The following is a 23,147-nucleotide window of genomic DNA, read 5'->3' on the forward strand; positions in this document are numbered from 1 at the left end:
GCAGCGCTTCCGCGGGTTCAGCCCGCCTCGAGAGACTTTCGGATCTCGGCCTGGATGTCGAGTTGCGCCCGCGCCGCCGTCAATCCCGCGGTCACCTCGGCCGCCGTGCGCTGGGTGGCGGCCGAAACATACTGCGCCACTGCGGCTTCGATCGATTCCACGGCTTGGGTGGCGGTCGCCCGCTGGTCGCCGAGCGCAGCCGCCGGCAGGGCGGCCATAGCCACCAGACGGTCGTCCCAGGCCAGGGCGGCCTGCTCGAGTTCGGCGCGCAGCACGATGGTGGTGGCGTCGTCGAGGGCGTCTGCGGTGTGCAGCGCCCGCATGGCGTCGCGCAGCCGCCGGTGCAGGCGCGGCTCCGGATCGTGGGAACCCGCCCAGGAGGCGGGGGCGCGGGTCGCGATGCCGGGAACCACCTGGTTGGCGGCCGTGGTCCCGGCCTGCTGCCGGCGCGACAGCACCGTGACGCCGCCGACCGCGGCGCCCACCAGGATCACTACGGCGATCAGTACCAACATCAGCATGGTCAGTTCCGTTCTCGGTCGATCATCGATGGGAGGTGGGGCGGGGCGGGGCGACCGTGGTGTGGATCGGCCCGCTCGGATGATGCGTCGGCGTGTGGTGACCGCGCGAGACCGCGAACGCCACCACCACCGCCACGATGACGGCGAGCACCGCCAGGATCGCGGCGATGATCTTCACCTTGCTCCACGGCCGGTCACCGGACACCTGACCGGTCAGGCCGTTGATGTAGACCTGATAGGTCTTGTCCATGTAGACGACCGTCAGCAGCCAGATCGGCAGCAGCAAGTGCTTGTACGCCAGCCAGTTCCACGAGGTGTTCAGCTCATGGATGCGCTGATGGTCGCCGCCGATGTCGGAGCGCACGCTCGACTCGATCGCCGATTCGATCCGCTGCTGCGCCTCCGGGAACGACTCCTCGGCATCCTTGTCGTAGGTGCGGCACAGATGCCCCGCCACGAACTCCGGCGAGTAGGCGCGCGCCTGCTCCACCGGCCACGGCTCCAGCGAGCGGATCCGCTCGCGACTCAGATTCTCGTTGGCCAGCACCGGCAGATCGGCGAACTCGTTGCCGACCTCACCCGCCACCGGATACCACCGCGTGTGGGTCTCGTAGATGGGATCGCCGTCCTCATCGGTCCCGACCCGCACCTGATAGTCGTCGCCACGCTCACCCTGATACCAGCTCGCGGTATCGGCGTCGTAGGTGAAGTAGGCGGTGTACAGGCTGGAGAACGCGCCGATCCGGCGATACTTCCGGAAGTTCGACGGCGCGAACCACCGCTTCGACACCCACTTCTCGACCAGCTCACGGGCCTGCTTCTCCCCCACCAGAAACGGCACGACACCGTCCACAGGCAGGCGAGCGGGCGCGTTGTGCACGTCGTCGCGCTGGATAGGCGTAGCGCAGTACGGGCATCGAGTGGCGGTGAGGCTGCCGTTGAATCCGGTTGTTCCACCGCAATTCTGGCACTTCACCTCCCACTCCCCGGTCACCTGCGGCCCGGCGGCCTGCCCCTGCAACTCCCGCAACGCCGCCATGGCGGGCGCCAGCTCCCGAGCCTCCACCGGCACATTCGGCGCGGTCACCGGCGACCGGTTCCCGCAACTGGGGCACAGCAGATCCTGCCCGGCAGGATCGAACACCAACTGTGCGCCACACGCCGAACACGGATAGGTCCGAGTCAGCTCCGTGCTGTGCAACATGGCCCGATCCGGCGCCACCGGCTGCGGCGCAGCACTTTCCCCGGCCGAAGGCCCCGGCTCGCCAACGCCGGGAACGAACACCGGAGCCACGATCACCGGCTGCACCATCGGCCCGGCCGGAGCCTGCATCGGCTGATTCGGCACGTATCCCCCCGGCAGCGGCGGCGGCATCGTCCCGCCTTGCGGCATGGGAGGCGCACCGCCCGGACCGGAGCCCGGAAGCGGCGGCGGCACAGTTCCACCCGACGGCATGGGAGGCACACCACCCGGACCCGAGGCCGGAAGCGGCACAGCCCTTCCCACGCCCCCGCCGACGGCAGGAGCACCGGCGTAGCCCTGCGGCGGCAGGCCGCCAGGACCACCTGATCCGGGCAGCGGAGGCGGGCCGCCAGGACCACCCGATCCAGGCAGCGGCGGCGGAACGGGCGATCCCGCGTAGGGACCGTCGGCCGGCATCGGCGGCGGTACCGCACCGCGCTGCGGCATCGGCGGAACACCTTGGCCGGGTCCAGAGACCGGAACCTGCGGCGGCACACCCGATCCCGGGCGCGGCCCTCCAGGCATCGGCGGCGGCATCGGCGATCCCCCCTGCGGACCGAACGGCGGTCCGGTGGGTACGCCTTGCTGACCGGGACCGTGGCCCGGCATCGGCGGCATCTGGTAGGGCGCGTTAGCCCCGGGAGTACCTGGCACGGACGGATTTTGCGGCGGTTGCTGCCCCTGCGGCACAGGTGGCGTCCACTGCCGCGGTTCGGCGGTATCCGGGGCGGCCGGGTCGTTGCCGGGAAGGGGCGGCGGGACGGAGGGGTGGTGTGGGGGCTGGCTGTCGTTCATGTGGGCTCACTCGGTGCGGCGGACTCGACGGTCGCGCTGTTGCGGTGGAGGGACTTTCGGGACGCACCGAGTTGTCGGGCGTTCAAGCTGATTCGGGTACGGCGGCGGACCCGTCGGCGCCATACGGGCCGACGGGTGCGCCCGGCGGCTGTCGCCGGAACCGTGCGTGCGCTACCTCTACTGCGGGGGCAGCGGCGGCGGGGTGCCCGGCAGCGGGGGCGGGGTGGCGAAGAGCGGCTGCAACGCCGGGACGGTGCCGGCGGGAGCCCAGCCCGCCATGCCTTCGGACCAGACGTTGGTGTCGCGGGTGAGCTGGCCCGCCGAGACGTACTGGCGTAGTTGGTCGATCGGGAAGGGTCCCGCGGCCTGGCCGCCGTTGTCGAAGTGGAACTGCTGCTGGCCGGGCAGCGGCGGCGGGGCCTGCTGGGGCGCGGGCTGGGCGTATCCGCCCTGCTGGGGCTGCCCGTATCCCGGCTGCTGCGGCTGCATGCTGCCCTGCATGGTGCCGGCCATCTGCCCGCCGAGGACCACGCCCATGCCGGCCTGCATGGCGGCGCCCATTCCGCCGCTGGGGTTCTGGGCGGCGGCGAGCATGGCGTCGGCAGCCTGCATCTGCTGGTAGCGGTTGAGGTCCACGTTGTTCATGAACCCGCCGGCCTCCACACCGCGGGCGACGCCGCGGGTCATGGCCTGCTGGATCTCCTCGGGCAGCGAGATGCTCATGGTGACGCCCTCGACGCCGACACCGAAGCCGGACAGTCGCTGTCCCACGAATTCGCGCAGCTTGTCGGACAATTCGACCTGGCGTCCCTGCAGATCGATCGCCCCGAGCCCGCTGGCCAGCACCATGTCGGAGAACGCCAGCGCGACGTTGGCCCGCAACTGCTCACTGAGCACGTCGGCGTCGACCTCGGCGTTGGTGCCGATCATCTGCCGCAGGAACACCTCGATGTCGGTGACCCGCACGTTCGCGGTGCCGTTGGCGCGGATCTGCACCATCCGGAAATCGGGGTCGCGCACGGTGACCGGTTGCGGTGTCCCCCACCGCATATCGGTGACCGCGCGGGTGTTCACGTAGTACACCTCGGACCGGAACGGCGAGTTGAACCCGTGCCGCCACCCCTGCAGGGTGGACATGATGGGCATGTTCTCGGTGGTCAGCTGGTAGTGGCCGGGCCCGTACTTGTCGGCCAACTGCCCCCGGTACACGAAAACGGCCTGCTGCCCCTCGCGGACGATCAGCTCCGCACCGTTCTTGATCTCGTTCTCGTACCGCGGAAACCGCCAAGCCAACGTGGTCCGACTATCATCCAACCATTCGATGATGTCGACGAATTCGCCGCGGATCATGTCGAACAGGCCCATCGAGCTCTCTTTCCTCCCTCAGGCGCGACCGCAGCCCGCGCCGAGTATGGCACAGGACAGCAACGCGCCGGTCACTGTCACGTGGCTATCGAGCACACCACACACAGTGTTAATGATCCATGAACCACCAAGGCCCACGCGACCTTTCCCACCCGAGCCATACCAATCCGCTACCGCCCCCGGATCAGGCCGGAGCGTCGAGCTTCCCAGCCGCGACACCGGCGGTGAACGCGTCCCACTCGCCGGGGGCGAACACCAGCGCCGGACCGGTCGGGTTCTTGGAGTCGCGGATCCCGACCAGGCCCTCATCGAGGAACGCGACTTCCACACACTGGGAACCGGTTTCGCTGCGGCTGCTCTTGAACCAACGTGCCCCGGACAGGTCACCGTTCACGATCGAACTCCCTAGCTACCTGGCGGACCAGGTCTCTTGTGCGCACTTCATCCAGCGTTTCGGCGCGAATGGCCGCAGCTAGCTCGCGGGACCCTCGAGCTTCCCAGCCGCGACAACGGCGGTGAACGCGTCCCACTCGCCCGGGGCGAACACCAGCGCCGGACCGGTCGGGTTCTTGGAGTCGCGGATCCCGACCAGACCCTCGTCGAGGAACGCGACCTCAACGCATTCCGAGTTACCAGCGCTGCGGGTGCTCTTGAACCACTCTGCCCCGGCAAGGCGGCGATCGTTCACTGTCCTGAATCCCTTCTTGCGACCTGCCGCAGCAGGTTCCGGCTGGTTACGGCGTCCAACGCGGCGTGCTGAATCGTCGCGAACGCTCTGCGGTACTTGCCGACATCAGCCTCTCCTTCAAGGTACATATCGCCGGTATAGCTCTCGACGTAGATGACCGTCGGTTCGGCCATACCCTTCGGATCCGGCTTGAAGTCGAGGGTGACGAACGGCCCGACCGCCATCCCGAGTGGAAAACCGGAGCGGAAGGGAAGAACACGAACGCTGATGTTCGGACGGGTACCCAGGTCGGCGAGGTGCCGGAGTTGGGTGGCCATGGTCACCTCGTTGCCGACGGTTGTGTGCAGAGCCGACTCGTGAAGTACCAGGTCGACGGTGATCGGCGACCGCTTCCGGGTGATGATCGTCTGTCGTTTCAGCTTCAGCTCGACACGCCGATCGTGTTCTTCTTCAGAGTCTTTCGGAAAGTAGACACTGTTCAGCGATCGAGCGTAGTCGGCCGTCTGGAACAGTCCCGGGACGAGATCAGGACGGTAGATCTCCATCGCCCCCGCTTCGGTCTCCATCCGCATGTAGACATCGAAGTTCGCCCGGATGAGGTCGTTGAAGCTGTTGTACCAAGTCTTTTCGGCCACCTGCCGCGCGAGTTCGATCATGGCGTCGGTCTTCTCGTCCGGGATCTCGAGGATCTTGCCGAGCTCCCTGAGATCGCGATCGAGAATCCGGCCCGGCTCACCCCGTTCCAGCCGGGAGTACTTGCTGTGGCTCCACTGCATCGCCGCCGCTACCTCGGCCTGCGTGAGCACGGTGTTCTCCTCGCGCTGACGGCGAATGTAGCGCCCGAGCTGCCGACGTGGCAGCGAAGCGCGCGGGTTCTCCTCGGGCATCGCTAACTCCTCGACTCTGTCAGAGTGGCACTGCTCCGATCCCAGAGTGACACCGCTACTGGGGATTTGCGGCTGTTTCTTGAGAATCCCTGAATGAGAATGTCATGGCGGTTCGAGGGTGGTGTCCTGGACAGACAACGACGACACCCAGGTAGGTGACGATGTCCAGCAACAGCCCATGGTCGGTGCAGGCGATCATCGACCGGATCGAACGAGAGAAGCGTCAAGCCGCCGGCACAGAACCGCCGCCGGACCACGCCGCGACCGCCGGCTACTCGGTGCGCGGCCTGTGGTCGTGCTACTCCGACCCCGGCAAACTGACTGCCGCCCAAGCACACATCGCGATGCAACTGCACCTCGAATGTGGAGTCCGCACCTGCGCGGTTCGATCGCGGGCACGCACCGCCCTGGTCGCGGGCGGTCGCATGATCCTGGATCCACGCGCGGCCCGCGCACCCAGAGCGCCACGCCCATCCGTCTTCACCCTGCTGCGCGCCGCAGTATCCGGCTACAGCACACTGCTTTTCGGAGGTCGCCATGCCCTCCGATGACCCCGACCAGGTCGAGATCCAGGTTATCCAGGACGTCCTCGACGCCATCGAAATCCGCCTCCGCGACCGCGAGCGCCACGGCTGGCGCCTGACCGTCCCCCGCTCCCGCGTCTACGCCACCCTCCTGCATGCGGTCGTGGCCAGTGCCCGCGAATCTCATCGCTTGCCAGCCACTCTCGACCACGCCACGATCCTCGACACGATCCTCGACGGTGCGGAGCCCGCGAACGACCACGCTGTCGGCCAGCCAATCGACGATGTCATCAGCACCCACACCGTGCAGGTGAACTGAGTAGTTTGATCAGGGATACAGACGCAGAAAATCAGGCCGACCGGCTTCTCACACTCGTGCCGACTGCCTGCGGCACAGTAATTTGCTTTCGCGGTCAATGCACCGTAGATCCGGTTCCGTCCAGCCCCGATCGGCCTACATTGCACCAGGATTCGTGTGCTTATCCACTGCATGTGAGTGGCAGTACGGCATCGCCGGTCATTCTTGGCGCGCTTTCGGAGTAAATGCCTACGGGGTCCGAGGCTGTCGGGTGCAGGGAAATCGGAGTGAAACTCGGCGGAGTTGTCGGGTGTTGCTCTGGGACGGATGTTCCGGACGGTCGTCTCCGTGGACTGCATCGGGGGCAGTGGATCAGGCTGATTCTGGAGGTGGTCTGCGGCGGGCGTAGTCGGTAGGAAGAGTGCCGTGGATGGGGAGACAACGAGTGGGCGGTATCGGCGTTTCGCCGAGGTCGAAGCGAGGGGCAGTTCGTCGTGTTATGAGTTGTGGGCGTCAGGGATTGCGTCGGATACCGAACTGCTGTCGTTGATCGATCAGCTGCCGCCGGAGAAGCGGCAGCCGAATCTGGTGCTTGCTGCTGCGCGTTTTCTCGGGGTCGGCGACGTGTCGTTTCCAGACTTCCGACGTCGGGTGATTCGGGATTGGGAGGCTGTCGCCCAGGTGGCGAAGGCCCGAAGGACCCAAACCAATGAGGTCGGCAGAGCTGCGGTGTTGTTGCCTGTATTGGCCCAACTCGCCGGCCCGTTGGCGTTGATCGAGGTAGGCGCCTCGGCCGGATTGTGCCTGTATCCGGATCGGTTCAGCTATCGCTATGACGATCGGACCGACCTCGATCCGGTTGGTGGTGCCTCCGGTGTGCAGTTGCGCTGTGCGACCACAGGCCAACCACCGATTCCGGATCGCCTACCCGAGGTGGTGTGGCGGGCGGGTGTGGATTTGAACCCACTGAATGTTGCCGATGCCGACCAGATGCGGTGGCTCGAAACCCTGGTCTGGCCTGGACAACCCGAACGATTGCAGCGCCTGCGCGCAGCGGTGGCGATCGCTGGGGCCGACCCGATAGAAGTGGTGTCCGGCGACTTGAACGAGACTGTGGCAGACCTGGTCTCGGCCGCGCCGGACGAGGCGACGATCGTGGTCTTTCACAGCGCCGTGCTGGCGTATCTGAGTGTCGACGAGCGTGACCGGTTCGAACGAACGGTGCGAACATTGCGCTGCCATTGGGTGTCGAATGAGGGCTGCGGTGTCATCGGCTCTGTCGCGGACCGGCTTCCGGTGCCGGCGTCGGCGACGCCCGGCCGGTTCGTTGTCGCGCTGGATGGGGTTCCGCTGGGTTATGCGGGTGCTCATGGCCAACGTCTGGATTGGTTCGGGCCTCGGTCAGTGCCGTGATGTGTGGTTCTTGTTGGAGGCGATCGCGACGGGGTTATGTTCCTCGCGGTCGAGCGCTCGAAAGCCTCGCGTGCTTGGCCAGAGACGTCTCGGCGGCGGTACCGGTCAGGAGGCGGGAACCTTCACCGCAATTTCCCCGCCGAGGTGGTAGCCGTCGGCGAGGCGGAGGTTGTCGCCGCTCCAGAATCGGCCCGGGTCGTACCAGTTCGGGCGCTTCTGCGGCAGCAGGTCCATGGCCTGGTAGGTCATGGCGACGATCTCCGCGCAGTACGCGTTCTCGAGTCCCGCTTCGGTTTCGGGCGTGCGCGGTCGCTTCGGCAGCGGGACCCGGCCGCGCAGCCACCGGCCCGCCAGGGCGCTGGTGGAGGGAAACGGCATGCCGTCCAGCCTCGCCACCATCCGCAGCGCGGCATCCTCCATCTCGCGGGTGACCGGGCGATCCAGCTGCCGGAACCACGCCTGCTGCTCGTAGTCGTTGGACCAGCGCATGACCGCGGCCCGCAGATCGTGCAGCTGGGCCCCGCGGTGATGGTTGCCCGACCAGACGTCGGGCAACGACCGGCCGAGCTCGGCATGCCAGATCAGGGCGGGCAGATCGTCGATCACCACCGCCATGCCGACATGGTTGACCGGGCTGTTGGTCAGTCCGCGGATCGCCCGGTCGGCGCCGGTATGTCCGCGAAACAGCCACAGATCACCGGTCCTGGTGAGTTCGATCGCCTCGTCCAAACCGATACTCGACAGCGCTTCTCGTGCCACAACAGCTAGCCTAGGCGCATGCGCTGGTGGAAGCTGCTCGGCTTGGCAGGCGCCGCGGGTGTCGCGGCGACCGGTGTGGTGATCGTGCGTTCCGAACGCAAACGCCGCGCCTACACCCCCGACGAGGTCCGGGACCGGCTGCACGCACGGCTCGGCGATCGACCCGCGGCCGACCAAACCCCGCAACCGGAGTGAAGCCTCCGGCTACCTCACGCTGGGCACTCGGCCGCGCATGAGAGTCGCTGCGGCACAGCTCACTTGCGCGCCCACCGATGTCCGGACCAACATCGGGCAGATGGCCAGGCTCGCCGAGCGGGCAGCCGCAGACTCGGCCGAGTTGATCGTGTTTCCGGAACTGGCGGTGACCGGATATGAACTGGCCGCCACTGCAGCCGATGCAGGCCTGTGGCTTCGCGCCGATGACCCTCGCCTGGATCGACTGCGCGCCACCGGGATAGCGACCGTCGTGAACTGCGCCGCCCCCGACCTCGACGGCCCCCACCCCGTCATCGCCACCTACGTCTACAACGCCACCGGCGACCTGCTCACCACCTACCGCAAACAGCATCTCTTCCAGCAAGAGCAGCAATTCTTCACCCCCGCCGACAAAGACGGCCGCTTCGAACTCCACGGTCTCCGTTTCTCCCTCGCCACCTGCTTCGACAACCACTTCCCCGACTTGGTCGACCGAATCGCCGACGATGGTTGCGACATCCATTTGGCCAGCGCCCTGTACGGCACCGGCCCCGGCCTGGCCGAGCGAGCATCGACGTATCCCGGAATCGCCCGCCGCGCAGACGTCTACGTAGCCCTCGCCAACCACGTAGGGCCCGCAGGCCCGATCACCGGCTGCGGCCGCGCCGCCCTGTGGGGCAAAGACGGAACCGTGCTCGCAGAAGCTGACGAACAATCGTCGATGTTCGTCGTCGCGGATATCGGATAGGTCATGTCTCCCAATAGCGGTGGTGATCAGCCTGCGGCGACTCCTGGCGGTGTGATGGGGTCGCCGTGGTCGGATTGGTGGGTCGACTCGTGGATGATGGCGTGATGATAGGAGAACCAGCGGCGACGGGCGTTCCTGCACCACTGCTTCGGGACTACCGCCACATCGGAGGCATCGAATCGATCGAGATCGACGGCACTCGATACTTTTTCGGTTATGACTTCAGCGAGGATCTGGTCCTGTCCCCACTCATCGACGACAGCGAGCTCATGTCGATCTTCGCGGAGAAGCACATGGAGCAACGGGACGGTCTTCACGATCGCGAGTACTGGCGGGATCTCGTTGCTGCGTCACTCGAATACTCGGGGTTGGCGGACCCGGATTCTTGCTCCTTCGAATCCGAACAACTGCGGTTGATCATCAGCTCACTGAAGAACATCGCGGAAACCGGGGTACCGGTGCCTGACTTCGACTACCCCTACCATCTCAGATTCCTCTTGTCCTCGGCCGGACAATGGCGGGCTCAATTCACCGCGGCTGCTGAGGGTATCGGGTCCATCAAGGGCAGCGAGGGTGCTGCCGAAGGGGCCGCGCTCGAGCAGATCGCTCGGGACGTCCTCCTCGAGACCCGGAACGCGATGAATGCTGCTGGGGGAAACTGGGCAGAGGTCTTCCACGCACTCGCCCAATGACACCACGCGGCACTAGCAGCGTTCATACTGGCGCACGAACGGCTCCGACTCCGGCGAAATCTCGCGCCCGGATTCCGGGCAGCCGCCGACGAGGACGGCGATACCGGGGCCGTTGCGCGTTCTGATCGTGTAGTCGATCACGGCATCGGGCTGTGCCAAGTGGCGAAGATGCCGATCGGCGAGTTGTGTCACCTGCGCAGGGCTGAACTGCTTTCCGGCGGGCGGGAATACCGCGACACCCAGTGTGCGGCCTGCTGTGTCGGGCGGGTCGTATACCGACACCTCGACGATGAACGGGGTGGGTTGATCGGTCAGGAACCACTCCCACAATTCGAGTTCGCTACTGGACGGAAAGCGAGGGCGGCGGTCCATGTGGGTCAAACTGGGTGCCAGGCTCGAGTAGGGGTTCCCACCCAGGCCGTCCGAATGAATGGGAGACACCGTCCAGTTGTTGGATGCCAGTTCGGGAAAGTCCTGGATGATTCGGCGCATCGCCGCCGTGGCACGGTGGGGTTCCGACTCGGACCCCGCTCGGACACTGATGGATCCGGTCAGGCCGTCCGCATCAGCAGTGGGTTTGAAGCCGCCGGCAGACCAGTGAATCTCCGCGCCGGTCTTGGCTGCCGATAGTCGGGCCCAGGTGGATGCCGCGTTCGCTTCCAGGTCCACGTTCCGCCAGCTCCCGAAATAGGAGTCCGTCATCCGGTTGATTGTCAGCACTTTCGAGTCGTCTCGATAGTGCGGCGGAAACTGCTGGGCGCCCATAGTGCGCACCACAGACGCGGCCTCGTCCGGTGTGGCGCCGTCCTCGAGCTGCACGTCGAGCAGGGAGACGTAATACGAGTTGGGGCCGTACCGGTGATACTGGAATTTGTGTGATGCGTCGGCCACCCCCGGAAGGGCCTCGATGGCCGACTCGATCACCCCCGACCACCTGTCACGCTCGGCCTGATCGGGCCCTTTCGCATAGAGCGAACATCCGGTCAGCAGGACTGCGGCCATCATCAACACGATGGTGGGCACGGTGAAGCGCATAGCGTCGATCTTGCCAGAAGCCGCTATTCCCCCGCCGCACTGTCGATCTCGGCGAGCAGCGCGGCAGCGCGCGCGAGTTCGTCGGCGGTAGCGGAATCGCGGAAACGCCGCAGACCGGTCTCGGTCCGACCGCCAGGCTAGCGACAAACCACCCGAATACGCCTATGGTCAGCCCATCACCACGGGCAGACGGTGCGCGATCCGGCCGGTTCGGGCGGCCGCCCCGCCGTACAGTCAACGGCCTCAACCATTGCGGGCTCGATAATCGGATTGACGAGACCGGTACCTTGAAATCGGACATGGAGTAGCTCAGCTGGTAGAGCTCTCACTTGCAGTGTGACGGTCGCGGGTTCGATTCCCGCCTCCATGTCCTCACATCCCTAGCGGGGTCGGGATTACGATGCGTCGCCGTCTTCGATCTCGTAGCGATACCACTGCCGGGGATTTCCGTCTTCGTGAATCCAGAGCTTGGCGTCGCGCCCTATCCGTCCACGAGCCCAACGGGTGGGTGGCCGACCGCCGGGCAGAAGCAGAGTCTCCCTGCCGGTTTCGGTGATCTCCGCGCCCTGCCTACTCGCTCGACGGATCTGCCAGACGACCGCATCGCCGCGTCGGTGGTGGTCCAGGAATGCGAAGGTGGAGCCGGAAACCGCCAGGGCGTGACAGCCAGTCACCGGATTCGGGGTGACCGATCGGACTCCGCACGCATCGATCGCTACCAGCGGGAAATCGGTGTAGGGGCAGGCATGGACCAGCGACCGACCGACATTCAACGCACAGCAGTCAACCCAGGAGACCGCTGTGCCGGTGCTGTTCCTCGCGAACCAAGGATCGCTGCCGAGGTCGTCCCACCGAGCCAGGCCGGGACCGGAGCTACAGGACCACGTGCCATCCGAGTCGACGAAACGATAGGTGGCTTCGTCGAAATAGCTGATCCAGATCCTGCCACTGGGATCGGTCAGCAATTGCTCGATACCGTCTCCTGCATAGAAGGCCCCCAACGGGTTTCCGTCACCATCGAAGGATTGAACGTTGCGGACCAACGCAACTTCGGTCGCCGACGTCGACTGTTGCTCCGCCCGCACGTAATCCGCGGGTGTAATGCGTGGAGCACCCAGGATGACGCCCTCACCCAGGGTATCGATCTCGGAGAACCACTGGTCCAGACCGTGCAACGGAATCTCGTGAACATCGTCGCCGTCACAGATGACCGCCATCGCGTCGAAACGCGGTATCGGCGGACTCCACGGCCCTTGCCGCCTCCACGGCAAGCCCGAAGACCCATCCTGTGCGGGATCGACGAGCAAAGCGAGCAGTCGGCCGGTGTGATCGATCGTGGAAGCAAGAAGATCGAATCGTACGTAGCGCTCCGGCAGAGTTGCGTGGAGTGCAAGTTGGCGGCTGGAGGTCATCGGCAACCTATTCCACTTACCCGAGGGCGGCTCTGCAACGCCGGCAGGCATTCCGGCCGCTCAGCGGGAAGCCGCCTTCGGGTGCTCGCGCGGTACGACGCCCTCCAGCAACAGGTCGAGGAAGTGGCCGGCCTGGGCGGGGCTGCCCGCGCGGGCCACGGCAGTCGTGAGGGCCAGCAACTCGGTCGCGGTGAGGTCCCGGCGGATGGCGCCGACGCGCTGCGCGGCGGCCAGCAGTGGCGTCGCGGCCTCGTCGACGGCGCGGTGCCAGGCGGTTACCTGCGGCGGCTCGACGTCGGCGGGGCCGTCGTAGTCCGCCATGAACGCCTCGCCCAGAACTTTGCTCTCATTGAGGTGGATCACCACTTCACGAAGCCAAATCACCAGTGCTTCACCAGGTTTCGATGCTTCTGCCGCCTGAGCGGCGCTGTCACACAGCCCCTTGATTCGCTGATCGTAAACAGCTTCGATCAGCTTGTCTCTTGACGAGAAGTGCCGGTACAGCGTGGCATTGCCGACCCCGGCGGCCTTGGCGATGTCGTCCAACGACGCGCCGACACCACGCTCGTTGAGGACCGATTCGGCAGCGGACAGCAAACGTTCACGGTTGCGCTGCGCGTCAGCCCGCAGTGGCGGCGAAGGGGTCACGCCGACACGATACTTGCCAACCGGGGTCGAATCCCCGTATCGTCCGAGACGGTATTCGGGGAACTGTCCCCGTTTCTCTGAGGAGAGAAAATGACCGAGGTCAAGAGCCCGGCGGCCGTCGTGCAAGCCATCATCGCCAACCGGAACACCAACCGGGAAGCAGCCTTACGTCTCATCGCGACGCAGACGCTCGATCAGGGCAATCAGGTCACCCGCGACGACTGGCGACGCAAGTGGGAGCTGATGCAGACCAGCTGCCCCGACATGGAGGTGATCACCGAACACAGTGTGGAGAACGGTGAATGGGTCACCAACCGCTACACGATTCGCGGCACCCATACCAGCGCGTTCTTCGGCTCAGCCCCCACCGGTGAACCGTTCGAGATAGGCGGTATCGACATGGTCCGCGTCGTCGACGGACTACTGGTCGAGCATTGGGCCTACGCCGAACCGATCACCAGCGGCAACTGACACCGACGCATTGATCCCCGGGACGAGAGGTACCGGGTCCCCTGGTTCACCGCTTCTCGGCGCGCACGTAGTGCGCTTGCCGCATGAGGTCGATCAGTTCGGGGGGTACGTCGGTGATCGGGTGGGCGTAGGCGGCGGCGAGGTCGACGGGGGTGGTGATGTGGACCGACCAGCCATGGCGGGACAGCCAGTCGCCCGGGTCGGCGCGGGTGTCGTCGTACAAGAGGTCGCTGACGTCGAGGTTGCCGAAGGGGTTGCTGCCGAAGAACTTTTCCTCTGTGTCGGCGAAGTCTCGCAGGGCCAAGCCGCGGGAAAATTCGTCGGTGGCCACGCTGCTGCCGGGCGCGGACAGCGCGTCGATGCGTTCGAACAGTGCGTCGTGCGCGGGGCCCGGCAGGAACGGCAACAGGCCCTCGGCCGACCACGCCGTCGGCTGACCCGGATCGAATCCGGCGGCGGTGAGCGCGGCGGGCCAATCGTCGCGCAGATCGACCGCTACCACTCGGCGATCGGCCTTGGGCACGGCACCGTGTTCGGCGAGAACCTGGTCCTTGAACTCCAGCACCTGAGGCTGATCGATCTCGAAGACGACCGCGCCGGCGGGCCAATCCAGCCGGTACGCCCGTGCGTCCAGACCGGATGCCAGGATCACCGCCTGCTCCACCCCTTGCTGCCACGCGGCGGCGAAGAACTCGTCGAAGTATCTGGTCCGAACACCCATGAACCGCCCGAACCGCCTGACGTCGCCCACCGACTCCGGGTCGGCCAGCATGCCCACGAAGTGCGGTTCACCGGCCGCTTCGACGAACCACGCCGCGTAGTCGTCGCGGATCATCGGCTCGGGATCGACCGTCTCGAGCGCGCGAAACGTGGCGACGCCCAAGGCGGTCAGGCCCACGCTCGTCACTATGTCCCAGCTATCCCCGTCGGTTCGCATCAAGGTCACCCCAATGGTGTCAGCGATCGTCTGAGTTATCTCGAGCGGAGCTGATGGCCCATCACCACCCCCGTCGATTCTGCGCCCATTCCGAAGCTCCGGCAACCAACCGGATACCTCCCGGACAGCGGCTGGATCTGACACTCAGCAAAGTTTTGGCAAGCCCAACGATCGGAGCGGCACCCCGTCCGGCAGCGCACAGCCGTCAGAACGTGGCCCGGTCGAACGGCGTCGCGAGCTTGTCCAGCGCCCCGGCGGCCCGCAATCGCGCGTTCGCTTCCAGGATCGTCTCGATGGCCGGGGAAACCGCACCGCCCAGGGTGAGGTCGATGACCAGTCCACCGTGTGCCGTGCGGACGTACATCGCGGGCAGTCCCTCGGGTGCGAGCGCGGCACGACCTGCGGAGAGGTAGACCGCGCGGCCACAGCGCGGGTCACTGTTCGCCAGGTCCCACCGCTCGGCCACCGCCCGATACTGGTGCTTGTTGTACACCTGCCCGGCGTCGATCTCCCAGTTCTCCGCAAGTAGTCGCAGGATCCGCGGAGCCCGCCGGATCACCTCGGCGGTTTCGTCGATCTCACGCGACCGGAAGACGAGCGACACCGAACTCACCGCATAGCGCGAGGTACCGCCCGCGTGAATCGCGATGGACACGTACGCCGCACCGGGGTTCCGCGCCCACAGCGATGTCGTGTAGCCCATGACGTCGAGGTCGGGACCTGTGTTCTTCCGTTCGATGTACTCCGCCATCGCGGGAACCGACGGCTCCACCACGGGATCGGACGGGATATCGTTGCCCGCCTCGTGCCATCGCTGGAATGTCGAGCCGTCGATCTCCTCGAGCGCGCACACCGTGCCGGACAAGCGTTCGGCGATGCCCGGCACGAATTCCGCTCGCGGGCCCCACAATCCATTGACTACGACATACAGCACGACGGGTGCTCCGTTCGGGTACTCGGCTCGCCGCCGTGTACGGCGTTGTCCGCCACCGTAAATCAAGGGTCCGACAACACGTCCAGCTCCGGCCCGGGTGCATTCGGCGCGGATCCGTAGTAGGCCCCGACAGCGAACACCACCCGGACCAGACGGCCGGGTGGTGTCGGTGCGGCGGAGCGCCTTCGTCGTTCGGCGCGAATCCCTACTTGCGGCCGGTGAATTCGTCCATCGAGTGATAGACGCCGACGGTGTTGAGGTAGAAGTCGCGCAGCTTCAGCGGCAGCAGGCCCGAGATCGCGCGGTTGAGGCGGGAGGTCCAGGGCAGGACCACCAGGGCCGAACCCTTCTTCATTTCGGACCAGGAGGTGTCGACCACTTCCTCCTGCTCCAGGATCGGGGTGAACCAGAATCCCTTGGCGCCGTCGAACATTCCGGTGTTGATGTAGGTCGGGCAGACCGTCGTGAAGGTCACGTGGGTGTTGCCGGACTGCTCCAGCTCCAGCCGGACCGAGTCCGACCAACCCAGAGCCGCCCACTTGGAGGCGGCGTAGACGCTCATGCGCGGGTTGGAGACCAGGCCGGCGGACGAGGCGATGTTGAGGACGCGGGCCTCGACGCCGGTGTTGGCGACCATGGCGGGCAGGAACTCGAGGGTGATGTACATCGGCGCCAGCGAGTTGATCGCCATCGTCTTGTCGATGTCGGCGCGGTTGTCGGCTTCCCAGAAGTAGCCGTTGCCACGCACGATGCCCGCGTTGTTGACCAGCACGTCGATGCCGCCGACATCGGCGCGCACGGTGGCGCCCGCCTCGGCGATGGCGTCACGGTCGGACACGTCGACCACGTAGTGGTGGATCCGGCTGCCGCCCAGCGCCGCCAACTCGGCGGCGGTCTCCTTCAGCGCCTTCTCGTTGACGTCCCACAGCACCACGTCGGCGGCCTGCTCGGCCACCGCCCGCTGCGCGAACGACTTACCCAGACCCATGGCGGCACCCGTGACCAGGACCCGCTTACCGGCAACCGTCTTCATAACCCCTTGTTCCCCTGTCGAATGGTCGAGCGGATTCACTTCTGCCGCAGTGTCTTCATGACGTTCAGGTAGAGCGTCATGGTCTTGGCCCACAGCTGCTCCGACATGCCCGGCAGCGGCGCGATCGGCAGCACCCGCTGCACCGCGATGGTCTGGGTGTCGATGTACTTCAGCAGGCCCTCGGGACCGTGCCGACGACCCGTGCCGGAGATGCCCAGTCCACCCGACGGCGCGGCGACCGAACCCCAGGCGGCGATGAAGCCCTCGTTCACGTTGACCGAGCCGGCGTTCACGCGGGCGGCCACTTCACGGCCGCGGGCGATATCGCGGCTCCACACGCTCGCGTTCAAGCCGTAGGCGGTGTCGTTGGCCTGCGCGACGGCTTCGTCGTCGCTGTGCACCCGGTACAGCGACACGACCGGTCCGAAGGTTTCCTCGCGGTAGACGATCATGCCCTCGCGCACACCCTCGAGGATGGTCGGCTCGTAGAAGTACGGGCCCAGGTCCGGACGCGCCTTGCCACCCGCCAGGACGGTCGCGCCCTTGGTGACGGCGTCATCGACATGCTTGGACACATTGTCGATCTGACGCGGGAAGGTCAACGACCCGATCTCGTAACCGAAGTCGAGGGTCTTACCGAGGCTCAGATTCTTGGTGTGCGCGACGAACTCGGACACGAACTGGTCATACACCTTGTCGTGCACGTAGATTCGCTCGATCGATTCGCACAGCTGCCCGGCCGAAGCGAAGCAGGCCCGCACCGCGATCTTGGCGGCCGCGGAGACATCGGCGTCCTCCAGCACCAGCAGCGGGTTCTTGCCGCCCAGTTCGAGGGAGTAGCCGATGAGCCGCTCCCCCGCCTGCTGGGCGATGGTGCGGCCGGTGGCGCTGGAGCCGGTGTAGTCGACGTAGTCGGCGCGGGCGATCACCTCGGTGCCGACCACCGCGCCACGCCCGAGCACGGCCTGCCACAGACCCTTGGGCAGGCCCGCGCGCTCGGCGATGTCGATGGCCCACAGCAGGGTCAGCGCGGTCTGGTTGTCCGGCCGTCCGATCACGGCATTTCCGGCGAGCAGCGCGGGCAGCGCGTCGGAGGCGCCCAGGGCCAGCGGGTAGTTCCACGGCGAGATGACCGCGACCACGCCCTTGGGCCGGTTGCGCACCTCCACCTGGGTGAGCACCGGCATGACGCCGCGCGGCTTGCGGTGCGCCAGAATCGATTTGCCCTCGGCCGCGTAGTAGCGGGAGTTGACCGCGACGTCGGACACCTCGTCGAAGGCGTGGACGCGGGACTTGCCGGTCTCGAGCTGGACGATGTCGAGGATCGTCTGCTGCTCGGACAGCACCAGATCGTGGATGCGACGCAGCAGCGCGGCCCGCTCCCCGACCGGGACCTTCACCCACTCGGCCTGCGCGGCGCGCGCGGTGACGAAGGCGGCCTCGATATCGGCGACCGAGGATTGCGGCAGATCGGCGATCTTGGCGCCGGTGGCGGGCGCGAACACCTCGACCGAGGGCGCACCACCCGCGACGGCATGGCCGAGCAGCCGCTGGACCAGGTCAAAAGGCAGCGCATCGGCGGCGGCGAGCTGCGGGGCAGTCGACATTGGTCGCCCTCTCGAAGAGTCGTATCCGGTGGAGCTCACTATTAACTGAACACCAGTGTTACATGAACACCAGTGTTAGATTAATAGACGTGACGCATGCGATGTCAAGCCCTTCGGCGGACAAGACCACCCCCGCCCGCCGCGGCCGCCCCCCGCAGACGGAACAGCAGGCCGACCAGGTGCGGGCCCGCATCGTGCTGGCAACCACCGAGGTGTTCGCCGCGCACGGCTCCCGCGGGCTCAGCGTGGCCCGCATCATCGAACAGGCCGGACTGGCGCGGCCCACCTTCTACCGGTACTTCGCCAATGCCACCGAACCCCTGCACGCGGTGCTCACCGTCTCCAACGACGATCTCGTCGGCGGCATCCGGTCGGCGCTGGAACGCACCGAGCAACCGGTCGAACTCGGCATCAACATGATCGAGGCGTATCTGGACTGGGCGGGCGGGCACGGGTCGATGCTGGCCCCGCTCTTCGCCGAACTGCACGATCCGGGCTCACCGGTCTCGGAGTATCGCAACCGGGTCGTCGACGACATCCGGGTCCTGGTGCGCAGCAAGATCACCGCGCTGGGCCGGCCCGCCCCCACCGACCTCGAACTCGACACCGCGCTGCACACCTGCGAATACGTCGTCTACCGCATCTCCGCCGCCGCGCCGCACGGCGAACCCGACCAGGCCACCATCGACGCCGCTCGCCTGACCATGATCCGCGGCGTGCTCACCATGCTCGGCACGCGTCAGGACGTCGAATACGCCCTCACTGTGCCGGGCCTGTTCGACCCCCTGCCCGAGTAGCGGGCTCCCCGGCACCACCCGGCTAGGCTGGCCGCATGCCGGAAACCACACCGCCCCAGGCCTTCTCGGCCGTCACCCGCACGGTCGTCCAGGACGTCACGGTCAGCCCGGCCAAGCCGACCGACCGCATCCAGACCCGCCGCATCACCATGCCCGCCGGCACGCCCGCGGGCCTGCACACCCACAACGGACCGGTCGTCGGCAGCATCGTGCCCGGCTCCGTCGCCTACCGCATCGACGGCGAACCCCTGATCACCCTGCGCCCCGGCGACGTGTTCTTCGAACCGGAATCCACCCGCATTGCCCAATTCGACGCCCTGGACCAGGATGTCGTCTTCCTCGCCCACTTCCTCCTGAGCGCCGACCAGGAACCGGCGATCGAATGGCCCGCCGACTGAGCGGATTCGACGCGGTCAGTACGCGGCGAGGTGGGCCTCGATGACCTTGACCGCGGTGCCAGCACCGTCTTCCAGCGCGATCCGGTCGGCCAACCGGCCCGCGTTGTCGCGGTAGAAACTGTCGGCGGTCAACGCGTGCAAGGCGGAGACCAAGCCGTCGATCGACAGCTTTTGCAAAGGGATCGTCGCCGGGCTGACGCCGAGTTCCCGCATCCGCCGCGCCCAGAAACCCTGATCCGCCTGACCGGGCACCGCGGCGAATGGCATGCCCGCCCGCAGACTCGCCGACGTCGTTCCGGCGCCGCCGTGGTGGATGGCGGCCGCGACCTGCGGGAACAGCCAGTCGTAGGGCACGCTGCCGATGGTCAGCACATCGTCACCGCTGATGTCGAGGTTCATCCACCCGGTCTGCACCAGCGCCCGACCGCCGAACCGTCTCAGCGTCTCGTTCAGCATCTCCGAGAACTCGGTCCGGCGTTCCCGGCCTTCGGTGGTGCTGCCGAATCCGACGAAGACCGGGGGCGGTCCGTCCGCGAGGAAATCCACCAGCTCGGCGGGCGGCTCCCAGTCGATCGGCCGGGGCGGCCACCAATAGCCGGAGACCTCCAGCCCCGGCCGCCAGTCCGCGGGCCGCGGCGAAACACTCGGCGAATATCCGTGCAGCACCGGCCATTCCGAAACGGTGCGCCGTCGGCGCAATTCCCGGGGGGACACCTTCGGCAGACCCAGATCACGCCGGAAATCCGCGACCGGACCGCGGTACACGGTGTCGAACAACCACGCCCCGAAATCGGCCGCACGCCGATTACGGAATCCGCCGAAATCCTTGTCCCCGAACAAACTCGGCGGATGCTGCGCCGTCGCCGACAGCGGGAACAGCCGCAACCCGATAGCCGGAATCCCCTTCGCCTCGGCGAGCTGAAAGCCCGAGAACTCGGTGATCGGACTCAGCAGCAACGCATCCGCGGGCTCATCGATCAACGCCTCGATCAGCCCATTCCCCAGAAACCGCTGCCCCTCCGGCCAGGCCAGCTTGTCCGGCACCACCAGATCCTCGTGCCCGCTCAGATCCACCGCGAACGGATCCGACTCGTCCACCTTGACATCGGCGCCCATCAGCCGAAATTCGAGCCCCGACTCGGTGATCAACTCCCGGAACAAACAATGCGCGGCGACGACGACGTCATGCCCCGCCTCCCGCAACCGCAGCCCCACGTCCAGCAGTGGCGCCACATCGCCCCGAGTCCCCATCGCCGCAATAACAAGTTTGCTCACTGCCCGACCCCCACCCGAGGAGCCCCGACGACCGAACCGAAACGATTTGATTCCACGAATCGACTATCGAATGCCCACTCCCGCTTGGCAACTCATCGAATACCCCCAGTCATGCGCGCACCCATACTCCACCACCACCGCCCCGGACACCACCACTCACCGCAACCACCACCGGGGGTAGCCGACCATCGAGCGATCAGGTGGGCCGGGCAGATCCGATAGGGCCACTTATCCGTTGGACGCCGGCCCGTGCAGGAGTTGTTCGGCTATGGCTTGGACTCGGGCACGGGTGATTCCGGTGCGATGCTCGACGGCGAGCGGGTGGTTGGTGGGTTCCAAATCGAGGAGGGGGCGGGTTCCCGGCGGCTGAGTGCGGAGTTTGGTCTTGAGGTTCAGGGTCGACGGTTCATAGAGCGGGAGCACAGTGGACAGCCAGCCGAAATAGGGTGGTTCGTCGACTCGTTCGGGCTTGTCCCACAGACATTCCATCTGCCGGAAGTTCTGCTCGCTCAGCGATACCCATACGCCCCAGACGAACTCGGTGTCGGCGTCCACAACCGGCAGGACGAGATTCGCCCGCACGAAGTAGTGCGGTCCGGCGATCACACACTGCTCCTCGCCGAGGACGTTGCCCGGTTCGTGCGCGAGGTCGTCGTTCCAGTACGCGGGCGCGGGCATCGCGTAACTGAACGGGGGGCCGTCGTGCCGTTCGGAGCAGCAGGGGCAGAGGAAGGTGGGGCTGTCGGTCACGATGGCAGCGTAGGGGGACCCTGGCTGCGAGGAATGCGGCGGGGTCAGTCGATCGGTCGCTATGAGCGTCGGTTCGTCCGGCCGACGAACGGAGGAAAGAGCCGCTCGACCGCCGCGACGACCGCTGCTCGGCGGTCCGCCAGGAATTGGTCGCGCGCAGGGTTTTCGGTGGGTATCAGGCCGGGTTGCTCGGCCCAGGCCATCGCGATCTGGTTGACGAAGATGAGGATGTCGAGGGGGTCCCAGGCGGGGTCGAGCAGTCCTTCGTGCTGGGCGCGGCGGAGTTTTTCGGCCTTGCCGGTGACGGTGGCGCGGGTGGCGGCGTCGGAGCCGGTGGCGGCGAATTCGAGTTGGCCCCAGCGCATCAGGCGGAGGTTGTCGGGGTTGGCGACGAAGTAGTCATGGACTCGGCCGGCGTAGCCGGGGAGGTCGGCGGGATCCATGTGGGTCGCCTCGGCGACCGCGTCGAGTTCGTGGGCCACGACGAATCCGTAGAGCTCTTCTTTGCTGCGGAAGTAGGCGTAGACCCGCTCCTTGCTGGTCCGGGCGGACTTCGCGATCCGGTCGATGCGCGCACCGGCGATGCCGTGCCGGGCGAATTCGGCCGTGGCCGCTTCGACGATGCGGTCACGGGACGAGTCGGTTCTGGACGCGGGCGGCACCTTAGCACCCTATCAAACCGAACTGTTTGGTTTGACCGAGTTGATCAGCCGGCGTAGCGTCAAACCAAACAGTTCGGTTTGGCAATGGGAAAGGTCGATACGTGCAGCACAGGACTCTGGGAAAGCAAGGTTTGACCGTCTCGGCGATGGGCTACGGGTCGATGGGCACCGTGGTCGGTTACGGGGCCAGCGATGACACCGAATCGGTCGCCGCTATCCGCCGGGCCCACGACCTCGGCGTGACCTTCTTCGACACCGCCGAGATGTACGGCTGGGGAGAGGGCGAGAAGCTGCTCGGGGGCGCGGTGGCGCCGTTTCGCGACGAGGTGGTGATCGCCACCAAGTTCGGGTTCACCCGCCGCTTCGGCACCGACTCGCGACCCGAGCACATTCGCGAGGTGGTCGAGGCCAGCCTGCGCAACCTGGGCGTGGACAGCATCGACCTGCTCTATCAGCACCGGGTCGACCCCGCCGTGCCGATCGAGGACGTCGTCGCCACCATGGCCGAGTTCGTCGACGCCGGCAAGGTGCGATACCTCGGCCTGTCGGAAGCCACGCCCGAGGTCATTCGCAAAGCCCATGCCGTGCACCCGATCTCGGCGCTGCAAACCGAGTACTCGATCTTCGCGCCGGACGCCGAACCACTGTTCCCGCTGCTCGAGGAGCTCGGTATCGGGTTCGTCGCATACTCGCCGCTGGCGCGCGGATTCCTCACCGGTGCAGCGAAACCGGCGCACGAGTACGACTCGGGCGACTTCCGCAGCCACGTGCCCTGGTGGCACGCCGACAACTACGAGGCCAATACGCACATCGTCGATCAGCTGACCGAACTCGCGGCCGCCGCGGGCATCACCGTCTCGCAGCTGGCCCTGGCCTGGACGCTCGCGCAACGCGACGACATCGTCCCGATTCCCGGCTCCCGCAACCCCGACCGCGTCGCGCAGAACATCGCGGCCGCCGACATCGCGCTCACCGCAGCGGACCTCGCGCGTATCGCCGCCATCGCCCCCGCCGGCGGACACGGCGGCCGCGGCACACCCTCGCCCTGGCGGTAGCGGGA

Annotated in this window: 27 protein-coding genes and 1 tRNA gene; 11 read left to right on the plus strand and 17 right to left on the minus strand. The window is 66.6% G+C overall.

Going from position 1 to position 23,147, the window contains the following annotated elements:
• Positions 1-17: 17 nt before the first annotated feature.
• The 6 genes from ACYVKL_RS00100 to ACYVKL_RS00125 form a co-directional block, all read right to left on the minus strand.
• Complete coding sequence (locus ACYVKL_RS00100; protein ID WP_379169933.1) at positions 18-521, minus strand: hypothetical protein; 504 nt, start codon at positions 519-521, stop codon at positions 18-20.
• 22 nt (positions 522-543) lie between these two features.
• Entirely contained in the window at positions 544-1,725 is a 1,182-nt protein-coding gene (locus tag ACYVKL_RS00105; protein ID WP_379169935.1) for a TFIIB-type zinc ribbon-containing protein, read from the minus strand.
• Positions 1,726-2,736: 1,011 nt separating this feature from the next.
• Positions 2,737-3,924, minus strand: coding sequence for an SPFH domain-containing protein (locus tag ACYVKL_RS00110; RefSeq protein WP_379169937.1), 1,188 nt, complete (start codon positions 3,922-3,924; stop codon positions 2,737-2,739).
• Positions 3,925-4,108: 184 nt separating this feature from the next.
• Positions 4,109-4,318 carry a DUF397 domain-containing protein gene (locus tag ACYVKL_RS00115; protein WP_379169938.1) on the minus strand — a complete coding sequence of 70 codons (210 nt, stop codon included), beginning with the start codon at positions 4,316-4,318 and terminating at the stop codon, positions 4,109-4,111.
• Positions 4,319-4,396: 78 nt separating this feature from the next.
• Positions 4,397-4,612 carry a DUF397 domain-containing protein gene (locus ACYVKL_RS00120; RefSeq protein WP_379169939.1) on the minus strand — a complete coding sequence of 72 codons (216 nt, stop codon included), beginning with the start codon at positions 4,610-4,612 and terminating at the stop codon, positions 4,397-4,399.
• A complete protein-coding gene (locus ACYVKL_RS00125) occupies positions 4,609-5,499 on the minus strand; it encodes a helix-turn-helix domain-containing protein (protein WP_379169941.1) in 891 nt (296 codons plus the stop codon). Before ACYVKL_RS00125 ends, ACYVKL_RS00120 begins: the two co-directional genes overlap by 4 nt.
• A 161-nt stretch (positions 5,500-5,660) precedes the next feature.
• On the opposite strand from ACYVKL_RS00125, the gene ACYVKL_RS00130 reads away from it, so the two are divergent.
• From ACYVKL_RS00130 to ACYVKL_RS00140, 3 genes are all read left to right on the plus strand, one after another.
• A complete protein-coding gene (locus tag ACYVKL_RS00130; protein WP_379169943.1) occupies positions 5,661-6,050 on the plus strand; it encodes a hypothetical protein in 390 nt (129 codons plus the stop codon).
• Positions 6,037-6,342 (plus strand): hypothetical protein, encoded by a 306-nt coding sequence (locus tag ACYVKL_RS00135; RefSeq protein ID WP_379169945.1) that lies wholly within the window; start codon positions 6,037-6,039, stop codon positions 6,340-6,342. Before ACYVKL_RS00130 ends, ACYVKL_RS00135 begins: the two co-directional genes overlap by 14 nt.
• A gap of 405 nt (positions 6,343-6,747) precedes the next feature.
• The gene (locus ACYVKL_RS00140; RefSeq protein ID WP_379169947.1) at positions 6,748-7,734 is read left to right on the plus strand and encodes a DUF2332 domain-containing protein; all 987 of its coding nucleotides are present in this window, start codon (positions 6,748-6,750) and stop codon (positions 7,732-7,734) included.
• Positions 7,735-7,839: 105 nt separating this feature from the next.
• Here ACYVKL_RS00140 and ACYVKL_RS00145 read toward each other — a convergent pair whose 3' ends face one another.
• Positions 7,840-8,493 carry a hypothetical protein gene (locus ACYVKL_RS00145; RefSeq protein WP_379169949.1) on the minus strand — a complete coding sequence of 218 codons (654 nt, stop codon included), beginning with the start codon at positions 8,491-8,493 and terminating at the stop codon, positions 7,840-7,842.
• 18 nt (positions 8,494-8,511) lie between these two features.
• Here ACYVKL_RS00145 and ACYVKL_RS00150 point away from each other — a divergent pair, with 18 nt between their 5' ends.
• The 3 genes from ACYVKL_RS00150 (at position 8,512) to ACYVKL_RS00160 (ending at position 10,128) form a co-directional block, all read left to right on the plus strand.
• A complete protein-coding gene (locus ACYVKL_RS00150; protein ID WP_379169951.1) occupies positions 8,512-8,688 on the plus strand; it encodes a hypothetical protein in 177 nt (58 codons plus the stop codon).
• A 37-nt stretch (positions 8,689-8,725) separates the two neighbouring features.
• Positions 8,726-9,436, plus strand: coding sequence for a carbon-nitrogen hydrolase family protein (locus ACYVKL_RS00155; RefSeq protein ID WP_379169953.1), 711 nt, complete (start codon positions 8,726-8,728; stop codon positions 9,434-9,436).
• Positions 9,437-9,525: 89 nt separating this feature from the next.
• On the plus strand, positions 9,526-10,128 hold the full coding sequence (locus ACYVKL_RS00160) for a hypothetical protein (RefSeq protein WP_379169954.1): 603 nt from the start codon (positions 9,526-9,528) through the stop codon (positions 10,126-10,128).
• A 12-nt stretch (positions 10,129-10,140) separates the two neighbouring features.
• Here ACYVKL_RS00160 and ACYVKL_RS00165 read toward each other — a convergent pair whose 3' ends face one another.
• Positions 10,141-11,163: a hypothetical protein gene (locus ACYVKL_RS00165; RefSeq protein ID WP_379169956.1), complete on the minus strand. Its 1,023-nt coding sequence runs from the start codon at positions 11,161-11,163 to the stop codon at positions 10,141-10,143.
• Between the two features lie 298 nt (positions 11,164-11,461).
• On the opposite strand from ACYVKL_RS00165, the gene ACYVKL_RS00170 reads away from it, so the two are divergent.
• Positions 11,462-11,533, plus strand: a tRNA-Ala gene (locus ACYVKL_RS00170).
• 25 nt (positions 11,534-11,558) lie between these two features.
• On the opposite strand, the gene ACYVKL_RS00175 is transcribed toward ACYVKL_RS00170, so the two are convergent.
• Entirely contained in the window at positions 11,559-12,575 is a 1,017-nt protein-coding gene (locus ACYVKL_RS00175; RefSeq protein WP_379169958.1) for a hypothetical protein, read from the minus strand.
• Positions 12,576-12,635: 60 nt separating this feature from the next.
• The gene (locus tag ACYVKL_RS00180) at positions 12,636-13,223 is read right to left on the minus strand and encodes a TetR/AcrR family transcriptional regulator (RefSeq protein ID WP_379169960.1); all 588 of its coding nucleotides are present in this window, start codon (positions 13,221-13,223) and stop codon (positions 12,636-12,638) included.
• 90 nt (positions 13,224-13,313) lie between these two features.
• Between ACYVKL_RS00180 and ACYVKL_RS00185 the strand changes: the two genes are divergently transcribed.
• Positions 13,314-13,694: an ester cyclase gene (locus tag ACYVKL_RS00185; protein WP_379169962.1), complete on the plus strand. Its 381-nt coding sequence runs from the start codon at positions 13,314-13,316 to the stop codon at positions 13,692-13,694.
• Between the two features lie 46 nt (positions 13,695-13,740).
• Here the strand turns inward: ACYVKL_RS00185 and ACYVKL_RS00190 are convergent, their stop codons facing one another.
• The 4 genes from ACYVKL_RS00190 to ACYVKL_RS00205 form a co-directional block, all read right to left on the minus strand.
• Positions 13,741-14,631 (minus strand): class I SAM-dependent methyltransferase, encoded by an 891-nt coding sequence (locus tag ACYVKL_RS00190; RefSeq protein ID WP_379169964.1) that lies wholly within the window; start codon positions 14,629-14,631, stop codon positions 13,741-13,743.
• A gap of 205 nt (positions 14,632-14,836) precedes the next feature.
• Positions 14,837-15,565 carry a hypothetical protein gene (locus ACYVKL_RS00195; RefSeq protein WP_379169965.1) on the minus strand — a complete coding sequence of 243 codons (729 nt, stop codon included), beginning with the start codon at positions 15,563-15,565 and terminating at the stop codon, positions 14,837-14,839.
• A gap of 205 nt (positions 15,566-15,770) precedes the next feature.
• Entirely contained in the window at positions 15,771-16,598 is an 828-nt protein-coding gene (locus tag ACYVKL_RS00200; RefSeq protein ID WP_379169967.1) for an SDR family NAD(P)-dependent oxidoreductase, read from the minus strand.
• Between the two features lie 35 nt (positions 16,599-16,633).
• Positions 16,634-18,205: a succinic semialdehyde dehydrogenase gene (locus ACYVKL_RS00205; RefSeq protein WP_379169969.1), complete on the minus strand. Its 1,572-nt coding sequence runs from the start codon at positions 18,203-18,205 to the stop codon at positions 16,634-16,636.
• 89 nt (positions 18,206-18,294) lie between these two features.
• On the opposite strand from ACYVKL_RS00205, the gene ACYVKL_RS00210 reads away from it, so the two are divergent.
• Both ACYVKL_RS00210 and ACYVKL_RS00215 read left to right on the plus strand, forming a co-directional pair.
• On the plus strand, positions 18,295-19,002 hold the full coding sequence (locus ACYVKL_RS00210) for a TetR/AcrR family transcriptional regulator (RefSeq protein ID WP_379169971.1): 708 nt from the start codon (positions 18,295-18,297) through the stop codon (positions 19,000-19,002).
• Between the two features lie 35 nt (positions 19,003-19,037).
• On the plus strand, positions 19,038-19,400 hold the full coding sequence (locus ACYVKL_RS00215) for a cupin domain-containing protein (RefSeq protein WP_379169973.1): 363 nt from the start codon (positions 19,038-19,040) through the stop codon (positions 19,398-19,400).
• Positions 19,401-19,415: 15 nt separating this feature from the next.
• On the opposite strand, the gene ACYVKL_RS00220 is transcribed toward ACYVKL_RS00215, so the two are convergent.
• From ACYVKL_RS00220 to ACYVKL_RS00230, 3 genes are all read right to left on the minus strand, one after another.
• Positions 19,416-20,675: a glycosyltransferase gene (locus tag ACYVKL_RS00220; RefSeq protein WP_460770682.1), complete on the minus strand. Its 1,260-nt coding sequence runs from the start codon at positions 20,673-20,675 to the stop codon at positions 19,416-19,418.
• A gap of 228 nt (positions 20,676-20,903) precedes the next feature.
• Complete coding sequence (locus tag ACYVKL_RS00225) at positions 20,904-21,425, minus strand: DUF2199 domain-containing protein (RefSeq protein WP_379169977.1); 522 nt, start codon at positions 21,423-21,425, stop codon at positions 20,904-20,906.
• 59 nt (positions 21,426-21,484) lie between these two features.
• Entirely contained in the window at positions 21,485-22,087 is a 603-nt protein-coding gene (locus ACYVKL_RS00230; protein WP_379169979.1) for a TetR/AcrR family transcriptional regulator, read from the minus strand.
• A gap of 101 nt (positions 22,088-22,188) precedes the next feature.
• On the opposite strand from ACYVKL_RS00230, the gene ACYVKL_RS00235 reads away from it, so the two are divergent.
• On the plus strand, positions 22,189-23,142 hold the full coding sequence (locus tag ACYVKL_RS00235) for an aldo/keto reductase (RefSeq protein WP_379169980.1): 954 nt from the start codon (positions 22,189-22,191) through the stop codon (positions 23,140-23,142).
• Positions 23,143-23,147 lie beyond the last annotated feature (5 nt).

The organism is Nocardia tengchongensis (assembly GCF_054781395.1).